Origin of the sequence: Cohnella mopanensis, assembly GCF_022352055.1 — a bacterium.
Lineage (GTDB): Bacteria > Bacillota > Bacilli > Paenibacillales > Paenibacillaceae > Cohnella > Cohnella mopanensis.
Map to the genome: position 1 here is coordinate 168,733 of NZ_JAKRWM010000013.1, position 17,831 is coordinate 186,563.

12 protein-coding genes are annotated in these 17,831 nt (G+C 46.9%); all 12 read left to right on the forward strand.

Annotated elements, in window-relative coordinates:
- The first annotated feature begins 162 nt into the window (after positions 1-162).
- The 12 genes from L3D05_RS19265 to L3D05_RS19320 all read left to right on the forward strand — a co-directional run bounded on the left by L3D05_RS19265 (position 163) and on the right by L3D05_RS19320 (position 17,712).
- Entirely contained in the window at positions 163-1,287 is a 1,125-nt protein-coding gene (locus L3D05_RS19265; protein WP_239617948.1) for a phage tail tip lysozyme, read from the forward strand.
- On the forward strand, positions 1,288-2,451 hold the full coding sequence (locus L3D05_RS19270) for an XAC2610-related protein (RefSeq protein WP_239617949.1): 1,164 nt from the start codon (positions 1,288-1,290) through the stop codon (positions 2,449-2,451).
- Positions 2,452-2,622: 171 nt separating this feature from the next.
- Positions 2,623-4,362, forward strand: coding sequence for a copper amine oxidase N-terminal domain-containing protein (locus L3D05_RS19275; RefSeq protein WP_239617950.1), 1,740 nt, complete (start codon positions 2,623-2,625; stop codon positions 4,360-4,362).
- Between the two features lie 376 nt (positions 4,363-4,738).
- Positions 4,739-6,982 carry a hypothetical protein gene (locus tag L3D05_RS19280; protein ID WP_239617951.1) on the forward strand — a complete coding sequence of 748 codons (2,244 nt, stop codon included), beginning with the start codon at positions 4,739-4,741 and terminating at the stop codon, positions 6,980-6,982.
- Positions 6,983-7,004: 22 nt separating this feature from the next.
- Positions 7,005-8,174 carry a hypothetical protein gene (locus L3D05_RS19285; protein ID WP_239617952.1) on the forward strand — a complete coding sequence of 390 codons (1,170 nt, stop codon included), beginning with the start codon at positions 7,005-7,007 and terminating at the stop codon, positions 8,172-8,174.
- A gap of 69 nt (positions 8,175-8,243) precedes the next feature.
- Positions 8,244-9,644 (forward strand): glycosyltransferase family 2 protein, encoded by a 1,401-nt coding sequence (locus tag L3D05_RS19290; RefSeq protein ID WP_239617963.1) that lies wholly within the window; start codon positions 8,244-8,246, stop codon positions 9,642-9,644.
- Positions 9,645-9,676: 32 nt separating this feature from the next.
- Complete coding sequence (locus tag L3D05_RS19295; protein ID WP_239617953.1) at positions 9,677-10,480, forward strand: response regulator; 804 nt, start codon at positions 9,677-9,679, stop codon at positions 10,478-10,480.
- Positions 10,481-10,508: 28 nt separating this feature from the next.
- On the forward strand, positions 10,509-11,861 hold the full coding sequence (locus tag L3D05_RS19300; RefSeq protein WP_239617954.1) for a nucleotide sugar dehydrogenase: 1,353 nt from the start codon (positions 10,509-10,511) through the stop codon (positions 11,859-11,861).
- Positions 11,836-12,777: a hypothetical protein gene (locus tag L3D05_RS19305; protein ID WP_239617955.1), complete on the forward strand. Its 942-nt coding sequence runs from the start codon at positions 11,836-11,838 to the stop codon at positions 12,775-12,777. The genes L3D05_RS19300 and L3D05_RS19305 overlap by 26 nt, the downstream gene beginning before the upstream one ends.
- A gap of 16 nt (positions 12,778-12,793) precedes the next feature.
- Entirely contained in the window at positions 12,794-14,146 is a 1,353-nt protein-coding gene (glmM, locus tag L3D05_RS19310) for a phosphoglucosamine mutase (protein ID WP_239617956.1), read from the forward strand.
- Between the two features lie 6 nt (positions 14,147-14,152).
- A complete protein-coding gene (locus L3D05_RS19315) occupies positions 14,153-15,388 on the forward strand; it encodes a copper amine oxidase N-terminal domain-containing protein (protein WP_239617957.1) in 1,236 nt (411 codons plus the stop codon).
- 176 nt (positions 15,389-15,564) lie between these two features.
- Entirely contained in the window at positions 15,565-17,712 is a 2,148-nt protein-coding gene (locus L3D05_RS19320; protein WP_239617958.1) for a sensor histidine kinase, read from the forward strand.
- Positions 17,713-17,831: the final 119 nt, after the last annotated feature.

Below are 17,831 nucleotides of genomic sequence, written 5' to 3' on the forward strand. Positions count from 1 at the left end.
TGGATAGAAGAAAAGAACGTTACTGATCGTTGAATAGGGTTAAACACAGCTGCTTGGATGACCTGTCATTTATAGAGGGTATTCGACAAAAAATTCCATTATATGGTATAGTACGGGTGATGGAGATACACGGGTGCATTTCGTATAGGGAGGATGATTAGAATGCCAAAAATACATGTAGATACTGATCTTATTATAAGTTTATCATCGGATGCCATGAGAAAATTGCGCGGTATATCGGATACGAGGAGCGCGGTTTCTTCCCTGAAGAGCAGCCAGGATAGTAGGATCTTGGCTCGCAGAGGTATTGGAAGCAGGTTGAGTAATGCCGTTAAGGAACTCGAGACCCTTGATCAACGAATACGTGCCGTATATGGCTTCGCCCAAAACGCCATGGATAAATATAAAGCTGTGGATAACAGTCTAGCAAAAGAAGCCGGCAATATCGGGCAGATGCGAGCGAAATTGGCTAGCGTCTCGAATGCCTCTGCCAAGCAGTCCGAGAAGCCAAAAGAGAAAACGCCAGAAACCGCGAAATTGGCTAACCTCTCGAATACCTCTGCCAAACAGCAAGAGAAGCCAAAAGAGAAACCGGCAGAAACCAAGGATCCGGTCCAAGCCATGATTGACAATCTCAGCAAGGATACCAGCTTGAAACTAACGAAAGAGAAAAAAGATACCTTGGTTTATATGGCTAAACTTTTACTCAAAGAAGGTTATGATCCAAGATTTGTAGCGGGGGTTCTAGGCAATATATTAGCCGAGGGAAGCGTTGGTATGTTTGAAAGCTCTAATTATAAATCGAATCCAAAAAAAGAGCCCGATTATCTAAAATATATGGATAAATATCATGATTATCGAAAAGATTATTCCGGAAAGAACATATCGGAGGTTGGAATAGAAAAAACAAAAGAATTACTCGATGAGCTTGAAGACGAAGGTTATAAGGGCAAATTTGGTCTTGGCTGCGTTCAATGGACAGGCGAAAGAACGATGGGTTTAATTGATTGTTACATTAAAGTGTGCGGAGAAAAAGGGTTTCCCACCAAGGAGCAATGTATTGAAGCAGAGAGTATGTTTATTCTTCAGGAACTTAAAGGATCTTACAAGAATGTTTATACAAATTGGAAATCCAAATATGGGAATAGTAAGGATGGCGATGCTGCAGCAAAAGCTGCAGGCAGTGTGGTATGTAAAGAATATGAAAAACCAAAGGATCCGAATCAAGCAGGGATTCGCGGAAACAACGCAGAGAAAATATATGATGTGATGATGGGTAAGAAATAAATGAAATCGCTAGAGAAAGGGGAATGGAATATACAAAAAATAGCGCTAGGAATCATGACTATAGCTGTTCTTATGTTAGTTGGTTGCTATAATAAAGCAACCAATACCCAACTGGATCCATCCAGCAGTCCGTCTAGTAGTCCGTTTAGCAGTCCGTCTAGCAGTCCGTCTAGCAGTCCATCCAGCAGTCCATCTAGCAGTCCATCCAGTATTCCATCCGCCGATGTTAAAACCTATAAAGACGAGAACCATAAGTTACTACAATATGATGAACTTTCGATTAATTTTGATAACTATTATATTGTCTCTGAAACGCGCAGCAATCATAATGGAACATTTATCATGAAGATAGATGAAGGACACACTTCGCGAAATACTCAGATGACCATAGAAATCAAAGCGATAAAAAAACCTATTTATCGCAATACGGAGGACATCGCATCCTATTTAAGTGAAATGATTCCTGAATATGAGAAAATACGGATTTATAATCATGTAACCGATAAATCGGGAATCATCAGTTTATATCTTGTACAAGGCGAAAGTCAGACGAATTATGTAGTCTGCTATAGTAATGCTTGCTATCTCATAAAATCTAATGTAAGCTCGTTGGCTCGTGATCTCCTCGAACAGAACCCTAAAAAGTATAATGTGGTAGAGGTTCAAAAAATAGATTGCGCGAAGTCTTTTACTGCGACTGTTGCCCGAACCATTTCTTATGATGATAACAAGGTAGAATATGAAATCATTCAAGGTAAGGGCGGCGCCAAATATCATGCTGAATTAAGCAATCAAGAAGAGGGGTACGAATTTACTCTGCAAAATGAAAAGGGCGAAAACTTGTTGACATTGTCGACTCCTCACGGATATGACTTTAACGAAGTCGTTAGCTTTATAGATCTCAACATGGACGGTTACGCCGATATTCAATTTATGGGTGAAGAGGGTACTTTGAATAGCTCGTATGTTCTGTATGTTTGGGATGAACATGCCAATCATTTTGTTAAAGTAAAATGTGATGAAATGCTCTCCTATTTCGAAGTGTATGATGGTTACCTGTTAAATTGGCAAAAAGCAAGTGCGAATACCGGGGCTGTTCAAAAACTTGTCTGGGATAAGAATACTTTGATAAAAGTGTCAGAAGAGGAGTATGAAACGGAATAAAGGTTAGGCATGAAGATGATGTATTGGCGTATACAGCAAAGAAACGGGATATGTCCTGTTTCTTTTTTTTGACCATAAGTTCGATTAGGAAGACGCGTTAACATATCGCTCTTTCTAACCGATATACACCTTGAAAGTTATATAGCACATGACATGAGGAGATTTAACCTGATGAAAAAAATACTAACGGTATTCATGATTGTGGCCATTTTCGGCGGCATTCTGCCTTATCAGAACACATCCGCGTATTCAGTGGATAGCAACTGCTTTATTGAGGCTAGTCAAGCCAGGCGTGATAGGCCTAGCGGGGCGATCGATCAGAATGGAAAGAACATCACATATGATTATTCCCATCTACCCGATCAGAAAAAATCGACCTTCATCTGCGTCAACGATAAGCTGCTCGATCGGGATGTTCCGGTTGAATCGGAGAGCGGGATTAAGTTAGTTCCGATGAAGGCTTTGTTCGAAGCGGTAGATGCTACTTATAAGTGGGATAACAAGAGTAAAGTGGCTACGGTCAAATTAAAAGATAAGATTATTCGAGTGCAAGTGAACAGCGCTAAAGCAACTGTAGATGGTCAAGACGTGACCATGGAAGTACCCGCTCGGATGAAATGGGGGAATGTGTACATTCCGCTTAGCTTTGTTTCCAAACAAATAGATCTGCAATACGCATGGCAGACGGGCAGCAACATTTTGCGGATTTTTACGAATCCGGAGGTGTCGATCGCAGTAGCTAGCAAGTCGCAATCGGGTGATACAGATGATTATGAATACTCCAATTTCTTTAGAGTATCAAATCGGTATCTACTGGAAAATAACGGGGTTATAAGCTTGTTGAAAGATAGCGGAGATGAAATGCGAATTCAGCAGTTTTCGTCAAGCTTTGTTAAGACGGGTGAGAAAGTCACCCCCACTGAGCTCGCGGATTTCGGAGGGGCTCATGTTGGGGAAGACGGATATTATTATGTAATATACGGACAGAATAATAATGCAGAGTCAAACAGTAAGCCGGTATATCGGATCGTCAAATACGATAATAAGTGGATAAAAGTTGCTCAGTTGGACATTCAGGATGTGCATGTAACGAAACCCTTTCATGCAAGTAACTTAACGATGGACAGTTATGAAGGCAAGCTAGTCATTCATTCTGCAAGAGAAAGGTATTTATCCGGAGATGGCGTGCACCATCAATCCAATATCACCTTCCAGATTGACATGAAGGATATGAAACTGCTGTACTCGGGGGGAGAATGGCCGATCAATCACGTAAGCCACTCTTTCGCTACTTATGTTCGTTTTGACGGAGATCGGATCGTCTATGCGGACCACGGGGATGCTTATCCCCGAGCGATCGTGTTGCAAGTCGAGCAGAACGGCGAGATGCGAGATGAGATCGAGGTATTGAAGTTTCCTGGAAAAGTTGGGGACAATTACACGGGAGCGAAGTTAGGCGGATTGGAAGTAGCGAATGATAACTATTTATTGGTCGGTTCCAGCGTTTCGCTCACTGAACAGTATGGCAAGAGCGAAGCTAGTAATTTATTTCTAGGCGTAGTTCCGAAGGCTATGAAGGAAGATACAAATGCGAAAGTCGTCTGGCTGACGAAAAATTCGGTAAAGTCCAAAGTGCGGATAACGGAAACTCATCTTGTGAAAATCAACGATAATAAATTCGTAGTGCTGTGGACCGAATCGGCTGATCGTAAGACGAATTTGTACTATGCGGTAATCGATGGGACAGGCAATCTGCTGAAAAATCCGAAAAATCTAGAGGGAGTGCGCTCACCGGGCAATATGTCACCGCTTGTTCGAGGCGACACTGTCATTTGGTACTTCTATGATTTTGTCTATCAGAGTTCCAAGAAGCAAGATGGGATTGAATTTTACTCGTTGCAGGTGGATTAAGTCGAAGGGCGATCAGGACTGGTTAAGTCACATTTGTCTAATGTTATTTAGGAACTCAAGCGAAGTCTGCTTGAGTTTTTTTAATAACAAGTTATGAGAAAAAGAGAGCACTTGATTCCGTATCCGCTCGGCTGAGCATGCGGGAATGCTGAATTAGGTTACATAAATTGCTAATTATTATTAAAGTTCTAAAAAATTATTAATGACGATAAGGCTCGGGTTTGGTTGAATGGGTTTGTCGCATTGTGCTACATTACTTGGAGTCGTAGCACGTGGCTAGATCCAACGGCCTTTAGCCGATCTGTATAGACTCACACCGAATGATAGATACCATTGTTGGATATACAACTAGATTACACACACGAGGAAGATGGCAATGAAAAAGTTTTTCAGAAGTGGCTTTGTCAAATTAGGACTTATTGTTGTCATCGTGGGCGGAGCCATCGTTTATTGGTTGATGCCGCCTGTTGCAAAGGTAGAAAGCGCCGAGATCGGTAAAGGCGTTAAGGTGAAATTCAAAACGAACGGGACCCAAATCGAACAATTTCAAAATCAATCGTGGAACCCGTATTTTGCCAAAGGGGTCAATATGGGGGCTGCCGTTCCCGGACATTTCCCCGGCGAACTTGAGATTTCGAAAGACGACTATATGAGATGGTTTGAAATGATTCAAGAGATGGGCGCCAACGTTATTCGCGTGTACACGATTCTGAAGCCGGAGTTTTACGAATCGTTGGTCCGATATAATGCGAAGCATACGGATAATCCGCTCTTCTTCATTCAAGGGGTATGGAGTCCGGAAGAACAATTGATCGCAGGTCAGAACGCCTTTGATCCGAAGGTCAAACAGAAGTTTGAAAAAGAGATTCGAGAGGCTGTAGAAGCGGTGTACGGCAATATCGATCTTGAAGCCGAGGCGCATTCCGGCAAAGCCAGCGGGAATTACGCCTTTAATGCAGGGCCCTATCTCATGGGATGGATCGTCGGCACGGAATGGGATCCTGTGATGGTGGTTAAAACGAATAAGAGCAATGCGGATGTCGCTGATTATAAAGGAGAACATTTCCAAAGCAAACCCGGGGCTAATCCCTTTGAAAAATGGTTAGCCGAGATGGTCGACATCACGGCCGTAACAGAAGCTAAGCACGGATGGCAGCATCCGATTGCCTTCTCGAACTGGGTGACCACCGACCCGCTTGAGCATCCGGGCGAGCCATTGGTTGCCGAAGATATGGTCAGCGTCGATCCGACGCATGTCGCAGCCGTAGATTGGGACGCCGGTTATTTTGCCTCCTATCACGTGTACCCGTATTACCCGGACTTCTTTACCTTCGACAAATCGTATCAGACGATGAAGAACGATAAAGGGGAAATAGATAGCTACAAAACCTATCTGCATAAGCTGAAGAAATACCATGACGAAATGCCGATCATGATTACCGAGTTCGGCGTTCCCGCCTCGCAAGGCATTGCCCATACGGGTATGGTGGGGCGCGATCAGGGAGGGCACGACGACAAGACGCAAGGGGAAATGGATGCAGATATGTTCCGTCAGATCCATCAGGAGGGATACTCAGGCGCGATCTTGTTTACGTGGCAGGACGAGTGGTTCAAGAAAACCTGGAATACGATGCACTACGACATACCTGACAGACGGGCTTATTGGTATAACACGCTCACGAACGAATCTCATTTTGGGGTACTCGGCATGTATCCAAGTAAAGATGATGTGATTCACATTGACGGGGATACTTCGGACTGGGACAAGCTCGATGAGGGGGATAAGACTAAGCTTGATCTAAAGATCGAAGGTTTTAATGAAATATGGGCCACGCATGACGAAGGGTATTTATACCTCTCGATAAAATTATCAGAATCATTAGATTTTTCTAATAATTCAATATATCTTGGATTCGATACTTTAAAGGGCGGTAATCGCCATGCAACGCAGCTCCAAGGAAAGACGCTGGATGAAGGCTTGGAAACCTTAATCGAACTCGGTAACCAGGATAAAGGGCAGATGATGATTGCCTCCAATTATGACTTCCATACCCGATTCTATGGCAAGCTATCGAAAATCTTAGCTTATGATCCTCAAGAATTGGAGGACGATAGCGGACTCTTTAACCCATGGAAATTGGTCGTGAATTATTTGCTTGAATATCCGGATGCCCGTGTCGATCATCCTTTCGGCGATATGGGCGTAGGAGACTTGCTGAGAGGAACTAGTGATCCGCAAGATCCAAACTACAATTCAAAAGCGATGTGGCAGGCCAAAGGCAAAGTATTGGAAATCCGTATTCCGTGGATGCTGCTAGGGTTCAGCGATCCAAGCTCGCTCAGCGCCATTAGCTACCAAGATACCGGAACGAAACAATTCGAATCCGTGAAAGTCGAGGGCGTTCGCCTTGTTCCTTGGATCGTCCGCAAGGATTCGAAGGAAGTCATCGGACTCGAAGGCAACAACCCTTACCCGGTATCGCAGCTTCCGATTTACACTTGGCAAAGGTGGGAGGATGCCGACGTCAAGTATGTGGAACGCCCGAAACAAAGTTACGCGATCATGCAAAAAGCGATGCGAGAAGTCAATCAACCGGTGAATCAGCCGGTGTCCGAGTAACTATGAAGGAAGGGTTTTATTTGTGTATATCAACATCGAAGTGGCCATCCGATTCTTGTATGTTCTCATCGTTCTGAATGTGGCATTCGCCGTCGTGGTGTATGCCATGAAGATCAAAAATCTGAAAAGAACGAGAACGGAGCGCAGGTTCGAGGTCAAAATCAAAGATTACCTCACCTACATCCTAATCCATATCGAAGGAAAAGAACCATTGAATCTGCCGCCGTTTCCATTGAACAAAGCGGAACAAAAAGCAATGCAAGAGCGCCTGAACGATATAATCGAGAGCTTTACCGGAACGGCCCGGGAAAAATGCATGGAGCTCTGCAGGCGCTTGGGACTGGTGCAAGATCATCTGGATCGTTTGAAAAAAGGTTCTTATTCCGTGAAAATCGATGCGGCGTATCACTTAGGCTGCATGAGAGTTCAGGAAGCCGTTCCGGCTTTACTCAAGCTTCTCCAAACGCATAAACGGAATTCTTCTCTCTTCGTCATCGCCCGTTCGATTGCGAAATGCGCTCGCGACGAACAGGATGTCCAGGAAATGGTGCAGATTGTTCTGAGGCATAACAAAGGGTTTTATGATTTGCTTGTCGACATGATCAAAGAAGCGGATATCGACCATGGGGCTCTGTTTGCCGAATTCATTCAACGGGAAAGCCATGAATTCATACAAATCGGTTTGTGCGGATTGAAAGACTATACCGAGCCGACGGTGGCATCGACGGTCTATCGTCTCATCGAATCTCCGGACAGAACCATTCAATACAAAGCCATGGAAATCTATCTGAAATCGGTTCACTTTATTCCTAGAAACGTCGTTCAAAAGCTGCTTCGGCATCCGATGGATGAAGTGCGTGTCCTTACGGTTCAAGCGATCGCCGATCTGAAGCTGGCGAGGTATATCGATGTCATGAGAAGCGCATTATTGGATGAAAGCAAGCGAGTATCCGATGCCAGCGCGAAAGGGTTATTGCTTCTTGGAGAAGGAGGAATCGCTCAATTGTGCGAAGTCGCCGCAGAAGCAAGAGGGTCGGAGCGAGGGGAATACCTCCACATGCTTATTGAGGAACAAATCAAATCTCTTTCGTTACAGCCCCATGACCTTGACCAACTGACACGATATAATTCGTTGGTTTACCATTACGAAAAAACGCTCGGCAAGAACAAACGAATCTATCGGGTTGTGTAGCTTATAGGTTTAGGAGGGAAACAAAGAATGAGAATGCTGGAATATTATTTACAACAAATCTTGAACTTCTTGCGCGACTTTCTATTAGGGTACGGCTACTTTGCCATGTATTATGCATTGGCGATTACTTTCATTTATTTCCTGATCTTCGCTCTATCGATTCGCCATACTTCTCCTCTTCAAAGAGGAATTCAATATAATCGCGTGCAGAAACTATCCGGTTCCGAACATGTGCCGCCAGTGTCGTTGTTAGTCCCGGCCTATAACGAAGAATTGATGATTAAAGAAAATGTACGATCCTTATTGGCCTTGAATTATCCGGAATATGAGGTCATCGTCGTCAATGACGGCTCGAAAGACGAGACAGCCCAACTCCTGATCGAAGAGTTTCAACTCAAAGAAATCAAGCCCTTTGTTTCCAATAATATTAAGACCGAAAGGGTCAGAGGCTATTATCACAATCCTGAATATCCGAACTTGTATTTCATCGATAAAGAAAATGGAGGGAAAGCGGACTCCTTGAATGCAGGGATCAATCTTTCCCGCCATCCGTTGATCTCTACGATCGATGCGGATTCGTTATTGGAGAAGGATGCTCTGACCAGAATCGCCAGAGTGTATATGGAAAATCCCGAAGAGACCGTGGCGGTCGGAGGCAATGTCCGAATCGTCAACAGTTGCACGGTGGAGGATGGGATAGTCAAGAACATCCAATTCCCCAAGCAATGGTGGCCGGCTCTCCAGAACGTAGAGTATATCAAAGCTTTCTTAGGCGGTCGGATCGGCTGGAGCTCCGTTAACGGATTGATCATCGTATCCGGTGCCTTCGGCGTTTTTCAGAAGGATAAAGTGATTGCCGTAGGCGGTTACCGCGGCGGCTACCCTGGGGAAGACATGAACATCGTTATTAAGCTGCACCGGTATTGCCTGGAGAACAAAATCCCTTATCAGGTAGCCTTTTGCCCGGATGCCGTGTGTTGGACGCAAGCACCGGATACGTACCGGATTCTAAGCAGCCAACGGATGCGTTGGGGCCGCGGCAACTTGAAGAACATGATCGAAGAAGGAATCCATATGGTCTTCCGACCCCGTTACAAAGTGTTCGGGCTTTTAACGCTTCCTTATAACATCCTGTTCGAAACCTTAAACCCTTACTTCCGTTTGAGCGGTTTAATCGCCATGATCGGGTATTGGCTGCTGAATATGGCGGATTGGAAAACAGTCGCTGTCTTTATGCTGGTGAACTTCTTCTCCTGCTTCATTCTTAGCCTCGGCGCTTTATTCATCGAGGAAAAAGCTTTTAGTCGTTATCCCAAGCTGAGCGATCTCAACAAAATGATGCTCTACTCGTTCCTCATGTTTCTCGGTTATCGTCAAGTCGGCGTTCTGTGGAGGTTCTTGGGACACATCGACTTCTTCCGCAACAATAATTCGTGGGGAACGATGGTTAGGACCAATTTCAATAAATAAGATCCAGCATATCGATTAAAGGAGTGAAGAATATGGCCGTAGTAATTCGTAACAGCATTCAGGAAATCACGCTGCAACTTTTACAGTACATTCATGTGGCGACCGCGAAGAGCGCTTCGTGCGGAGTCATTCTGGCTCCATGCGCGCATATGAACCCTAAAACGTTGGAGCAGGCGAAAGGGCTGATGAGTAAGAACGATACCTCACTTTCTGTCCAATTGGTCTATGACGATGCGATTCAGGTTCTGTGCGCCGTATTGGAAGGCGGGACCTTGGGCGGTACTCATTATGCGTCTCTCGTCTTAAAAGATTTCCTCCAAACTCAGCATCTGCTGCAAGGGCAATTGAGGGTATCCAGCTTTCCGGAGAGCGGAAAACCGACCGAGTCTGCGATCGCGGCATTCCTGCAACAGGCGATCCAAAGCAAAGGGAACGATGCTGACATTCATTTCTTCATGACGGCCAATGCAGAGACGTCCGTTCTGATCGCCGATCCCGACGATCTCGTTCGCGAATTCATCAAGATCCGACTGGAGCTGAAGGGGTATCGCGTATACGAGGCCAAAGACGGACAAGAGGCTTACGATGTGTTCGTTCGGCTATTGCCGGACCTCGTCATTACCGAATTGAATTTGCCTATCCTGGATGGATACCAGCTCATCCGCAGCATTCAACGCCATGATTCGAATGAAGGCAAGGTGATCGTTCTGACGGACAATCAGCTTGCGGGAAACAGGAGTCGCGCTTATGAGTCAGGGGCTGCCGACTACGTGACCAAGCCGCTGTCGATCTCTGAATTGGAATGGAAAATCAAGAGACTGACCGGAAACCATTAATCTTGTGAATTCGAGGAGCGGGTAGAACATGACATACAATATTTTAAGAGAAAATCTGCAAAATAAAACGGCGAAGGTAGGCGTCGTCGGTCTGGGGTATGTCGGCTTGCCGTTAGCGATGGAAATGGTGAAAGGCGGTTTTACCGTCTATGGCATTGATTTGGATGAGCATAAAGTCAAGTCCCTTCTGGATGGAGAGTCCTATATTCAAGATGTGCCAAGTTCCATGGTGGCCGATGCCGTGGGCAACGGGAAATTCGTGCCTACGAACCGATTCGAAACCATCCGGGAACTGGATACGATCAGCATTTGCGTACCGACTCCATTAAGCGAGAACCAGGATCCGGACACTTCTTTTATCGTGAGCGTCGTGAATGAGATCAAGAACTATATCAGAAAAGGAACCTTGATCGTCCTTGAAAGCACGACATATCCCGGAACGACGGAAGAATTGATCGAATACGAGCTTGAGGCTCTGGGATTAGCAGTAGGCCGAGACTACTTCCTATGCTTCTCGCCGGAACGGGTGGACCCGGGCAATCCCGACTACAATACGTTTAATACGCCCAAGGTCATTGGCGGAACGACCGAAAAATGCAAAGAGCTTGGGGTTACGCTTTACAACAACGTGGTCAAAACTGTCGTTCCGGTGTCTTCTCCTAAAGTAGCGGAGATGTCCAAGCTGCTTGAGAATACGTTCCGCAGCGTCAATATCGCTTTCGTTAACGAATTGGCTATGATGTGCGATCGAATGGCGATTGACGTGTGGGAAGTCATTCGAGCGGCTTCTACGAAACCGTTCGGATTCATGCCCTTCTATCCGGGGCCGGGAATCGGCGGTCACTGCATTCCTCTGGATCCGATGTACTTGTCCTGGAAAGCCAAGGAGTTCCGCTTCTATAGCAAATTTATCGAATTGGCCCAATCCATTAATGATAATATGCCGGAATACGTGTTGAACCAAACGGCTCAAGTGTTGAATGTATATGCGAAATCGATCCGCAACTCGAAAGTTCTGATATTAGGCATGTCCTATAAGCCGGATATCGACGATCTGCGCGAATCTCCGGGTTTGGAAATCTATGAATTGTTCAAAAAAAGCGGAGCGAAAGTCGACTATTACGATCCTTATGCGACTTCGTTCAAGGACGAGCAGGGTCACAGCGTTCATACGGTAAAATACGATACGGATGCCTTCTCCCAATACGATTGCATGGTGTTGATCACCAATCACCGAAGCTTCAGTTATCATGAACTGGCGGAGATGGGCGTTCCGATCATCGATACGCGTAATGCTTTTGCAGATATCAAATCGGATAACATTCACAAGCTGGGAACCGGAATCCATCAAAAAGATGCGAAAGTTCTTGTTGGTGCCTAAGCTCGAATCTCCAAGAAAGGTATCATTACTTAAAATTATCCTGATCGCCTTGCTAATCTGCGTGGCGATCGCAACGGTTCTTATGCTGAAATGGAAATCCGAAAAGCCGCCTGTAATGGGAACATGGATATGGGATACGACGACGTTGGCGAAAGACAAAGGCCAAATGCTCGCTTTTGCCGAAGAGCAAGGCGTGAACGTGATCTTCCTGCACATTGATCGCGAGTCCAAAGACTTTGAACCGTATCGAGCCTTCGTCGAGGAAGCGCACGGATTAGGGATTGAAGTCGAGGCGTTGGGAGGAGACCCGTCCTGGGGATTAACCGGGTACCGGCAGGAAATCGACTCCTTTATCGGATGGATGGTGGACTATCATAGCGCCGTGGGAGAACAAGCTGAATTTGATGGCATTCACATGGACATCGAACCCTATCTATTGAAGGAATGGGAACGGGATCGCGAAGATGCCGTAAGCCAGTGGATGGATAATGTGGAGTATTTGGTCAACAGGATAAGGCGGGACACATCCTTGCGAGTGTCGGCCGATCTTCCTTTCTGGATTCATAAGATTCCTGCCCGCGCTAACGGGAACTTGGGGGCTTGGATGATAGAGCGGCTCGACCGCGTCGTGCTCATGAATTACCGGAATTTCGCCATCGGAGAGAACGGAATTATAGACAATGCTCTGCCGATGATTAGAGAAGGAACCAGAGCAGGGAAACCTGTTATCGTAGGGCTGGAAACGGGCCCTGTGAAGGAGGGGGAGCACGTCACTTTTTATGGCAAGGGCATCTCCAGCTTGCATCGGCAAATGCGGCTAAGCCATTTGTCCTTGCGGTGGCATGCCGGCTATCGGGGTTTTTCCATCCACGACTACAAAAGCTGGAAGGAAGTCTTGGAATCCAGCCTGCAATAAGGAAAGGACGATACGTATGGGAAAATATTTTGGTACCGATGGGGTGCGCGGCGTAGCAAACGGGAAGTTAAGCCCGGAATTGGTCTTTCGTTTAGGCCGAGCGGGCGGATATGTGCTGACCCGGAATAAGCAAGGGAAGCGCCCTACCATTTTAATAGGAAGAGATACCCGCATTTCGGGAGAAATGCTGGAGGCGGCTCTTATTGCAGGATTATTATCGATCGGCGCGGATGTTTTCCGATTAGGAGTCATCTCTACGCCGGGTGTGGCGCATTTGACGAAAGCAAGGGGAGCCGATGCGGGTGTAATGATTTCCGCTTCCCATAACCCCGTGGAGGATAACGGGATTAAGTTTTTCGGCGGGGACGGATTTAAGCTGTCGGATGCGATGGAAGCGGAGATCGAATCGCTTCTGGAAACGGATGAAGATCGGATTCCACGTCCGATCGGCGCTGATGTGGGGGCGGTACAGGATGATCCCGATAGCGGACAAGTTTATCTCTCTTATTTAAAGTCGACGGTTAATCAACGATTCGAAGGGCTCAAAGTGGTCGTGGATTGCGCCAATGGGGCGGTATCGAGGCTCGCTCCCCGGCTTTTCCGCGAATTGGGTGCCGACACGATTGTACTGGCCCATCAACCGGACGGGTTGAATATTAACAAAGACTGCGGCTCTACGCACCCTGAAGCGGTTCAACGGGCGGTTTTGGAGCATCGGGCCCATCTGGGCCTTTCCTTCGACGGGGATGCGGACCGGCTTATTGCCGTCGACGAGAAGGGAATGATCGTGGACGGTGACCACATCCTCTATATCCTGGCTGAATTCATGAAGAAGCATCGTCGGTTGAAGAACAATACGGTGGTCTCTACCGTGATGAGCAACCTGGGCTTCTACAAGGCGCTGGAGCAACAGGGAGTGGAGGCCAAACAAACCAAAGTCGGAGATCGCTACGTCTTGGAGGAAATGCAGCAAGGCGGATATAACCTGGGCGGAGAACAGTCGGGCCATATCGTGTTGCTGGACTATAGTACGACTGGCGACGGTATGCTGTGCGCGATCCAGCTGATGAATGTGATGAAGTCAGAATCCGAGCTTCTCAGCGGGCTTGCCCAAGGCATGACCAAGTACCCGCAGCTTCTGGTGAACGTTCAAGTCGAGGACAAGTCGAAGCTGGCAGGGAATCCGATGATCGAAGAAGCCGTCAGGACGGTAGAGAGTCGGATGGGCGGGAGCGGAAGAGTACTGGTTCGCCCTTCAGGCACGGAATCGCTTGTGCGAGTCATGGCAGAGGGCCCGAATGAGCAAGAGCTTGCAGGCTTTGTCGATCATATCGTCGAGGTCATTAAGGAAGAATTGGAATTCAGGTAACCGGATATGAAAAGATGGCTCATCGGTCTATTGATTGCAGCCCTTGGCGTAGCTATTTTCGTACCTACTGTTCTTGCCGCTACCGAAATCCAAGTCGTTGTCGATGGGCAGCATGTGGTTTTTCCGGATGAACCTCCGTATGTCGACCACCGCTCCAACCGCACGATGGTACCGGCAAGATTCGTATCCGAAAAACTGGGCGCAAAGATGAAATGGAATGGACAACTCAATCAGGTGACTTTTTCGTATAGAGATCGAACGATCCGCTTAACGATAGGCCAAAACCAAGCGCTTGTGAATGGTAACACGATAAAAATCGATGCGCCGGCGGTAATCAAAAATAACCGTACGATGATTCCGCTTCGGCTGATCGGCGAAATCTTTCAAGCTCAGGTAGAGTGGGATGCGAAACGCATGATGGCCGTCGTGACGACATCAGCGAAAATTTCCAAGGGAACGTGGATTTGGGATAGCCGCATGATCGAAAAGGATCAAGATCGAATCTTAGGCTTTGCAAGCGATCATGATGTGACGGCCATATACCTTCAGTTGAATAGGGATATTGCGGCTAACGCGTATGCGGATTTTATTCGAAGCGCCAAAGAAAAAGGAATCAGAGTGGAGGCTCTGGCGGGTCGTCCCGATTGGGCTCGTAAGTCCAATCAAGACCAAATCAAAACGTTCATTGCCTGGACCTTGCAATACAATGCGTCCGCGAAAACGGAAGAACGTTTTGATGGCCTGCATTTGGATATTGAACCTTATCTCTTAAGCGAATGGGAAACAAAAAAGAAGACGATTCTTGAAGAATGGATACATAATTTGAGATTTATAGAGCAGGAAACGAGAGGGAGCGGCTTAAAGATCACGTTGGATGTCCCTTTTTGGCTACATACCTTGAAGGTACCCGACACCGAATACAGCTTAAGCGCATGGCTGCTGGAAAAGTTCGACTGCCTAGTGATCATGGATTATCGCAATCATGCGCTGGGGAAGGACGGGATCGTCGACAACGCCCAAGCCATATTGAGAGAAGCCTCCGCTCTTAATAAGCAAGCGATCGTTGCCGTGGAAACCACTAAAAGCTCGGAAGGCGATCGCGTTTCATTTTATTCCAAGAGCGTAGAGTTCATGGAGCAAGAGCTGCAAACCGCACATCAAGAGCTTTCCCGATATGCCGGTTATGACGGAATGGCTATTCACGACTACAAAAGCTGGGCCGCAATGGTTGGGAAAGCATAGTGATCGAGTAGGATGAACGTGAATCGATAGTAAGCTTCTCCAGTCATGGAGAAGCTTTTTTTATCTCTGCAAGTTCAACGCCTCGCAGGTATTTGCAGGGTACAATTTCCTTTAATGATGATATTATTTAGATAACTTACTTATCGCGCATCTTGTAGATTGGGGTCGGTTTCATAATGAGGAGTATTCTCCGATTTGGTTCTCGTACGATCTTGCTTTATATAGCTGCTGCCGTTGTTGTCGGTTTGGTTGCAAGCTATGCCGTCATCTCTGCGCCGGACTCCCCTAAGATCCAAAGTGAAGAAGGCATTCTGGATTTAACGCAGGTTCATGTCAGTGAGAATCCACTAAAGTTAAAAGGGGAGTGGGCGTTCTACTGGCAAGAGCTGCTGTCGCCTGAGGACATACAGAATCGCTTAGCAAGGGACGGAAATCATGACCGCTGGATTAGCATCCCGAGCTCCTGGCTAGGCTATCGGTTAGATGGTCAGCAGCTGAACGGTACAGGCTTTGCAACCTTTCGGTTGGTCATAAAGCTTAGCGAGCAGGATCGCAGCGAGCGGCTTGCTCTACGGCTGCCTACCATTTTTCATGCGTATAAATTATGGGTGAATGGCGAGCTGCTGACCGAAGTCGGTGTGGTTGGTCAGGACAAGAGCAGCGTGACCCCGCAACTGGCAACGAAGCTGGTGTTCTTTCAGCCCGAGAATGACACGGTGGAGCTGGTTATGCAAGTAGCCAACTTCCATCATAATCGAGGCGGTATCACCAAGTATATCGAGTTGGGCGGCAGTGATGCGTTAACGGTCAGGACAAATCTGAGAATCGCCGCTGAAATGTTCACCACCGCAAGCCTGCTGGTCATTGGCGTGTATCACCTGCTGTTGTTCGCCCTGCGACGCAAAGACAAGGCTACATTGTATTTTGGTCTGTTCACCCTGTTGTTCGGTATCCGCTCGTTGCTGGTCGGCGAGCTATTGCTCACACAATTGTGGCCGACTTTTCCGTGGGAATTGCAGTTCAAGATCGAGTACCTGATTCTTTGCAGTGGTGGATACATCATCACGATGTACTCTGTTTGCATCTTTCCAAATTATGTGTCGCGTTGGTTTCATATTGGCACGCGGATCGTAACCGGCGCATTCTGTATACTTGTTGTGGTGACCCCTGCACTTATATATACAAAATTATTACCGTTGATCGGTGTAATGATTGTTCTGCATATGGTTTATCTAATGATTGGGCTGGTTCAAGCGGCTGTACGGCGTATGGAGGGAGCACTGATCTTCCTGCTGGTGTCGGTGGTTACTTTAGTGACGGTCATCAACGATTTTTTATATTACAACGAATGGTCGCCGATCGGAAATACCTCTCCGCTTGGTCTGTTGGTGTTTACGATCGCACAGATGATGCTGCTTTCTTCGAGATTTACGAGGGCGGCAACCAACGAGGAGAGGATTGCGCGTGAGCTGAAGGACGCTAATGACAAGCTGACCGAAATGAATACGAATTTGGAACGGACCGTGCAGGAACGCACACAGGCCTTGTCCGCGGCTCATGACGATCTCCGCACTTCGTATGACCGGTTGCTTCACTCCGAGCAAGGGAGAAAAAAGCTTCTTGCCTATATTACGCATGATCTGCGTATGCCGCTGTCCAGCATGCTTGGTTATGTAGAAGCTGTGCAGGACGGAGTCAAGCCGGAACGCAATGAACAGTACCTGAAGTATATCCAGGATAACACGATAAGGATTAACCGTATGATCGAGGAGTTGTCCTTCTTGTCGCATTTGGAGACGGGACAAGTCTCGTACCGAATGGAGCCGGTTCATGTGATTCACTTCTTGCGTGGTTTTTTTGAACAATATGAGCTGGTTGTGCGTGACGCAGGGTTGGATTTCATGATGGATATCGGAGATGAGGAAGATCAACGAGCGAACTTGTCTGTTGTCGAGATGGATGCGCAAAGATTAGAGCAGGCATTGTTTAATCTGGTGTCGAACGCGATGAAGTTCACCTCCAGGGGCGGGCTGGTACGTATTGGGTTAGCTGTGGACAAGGCGAATCCTGTCCGCTATGCGATCATTAGCATACAAGATTCTGGCACGGGTATTCCTCCAGATCAGCTCGAGCAAATCTTCGATCGCAATTACAAGTATGATCGGCCGGGCATGGAGAAGGGAGTAGAGGGCAGCGGGCTCGGGCTGGCGATTTGCAGGGAAATCGTACAAGCGCATGGAGGGACGGTTCGAGCGGAGAGCGACGGCAAGACCGGGTCGATATTCTATGTATCGCTTCCTTGTATTGTGAATGAAGGAAGGTGACGGTGTGGCGGACGCACACAAAATTATAATCGTCGATGATGATCCCCATATATGCGAGATTGTTCAGGTGTATTGCGAGAGGGAGGGTTTCCTATCCTCCTACAGTCATAGCGGGACAG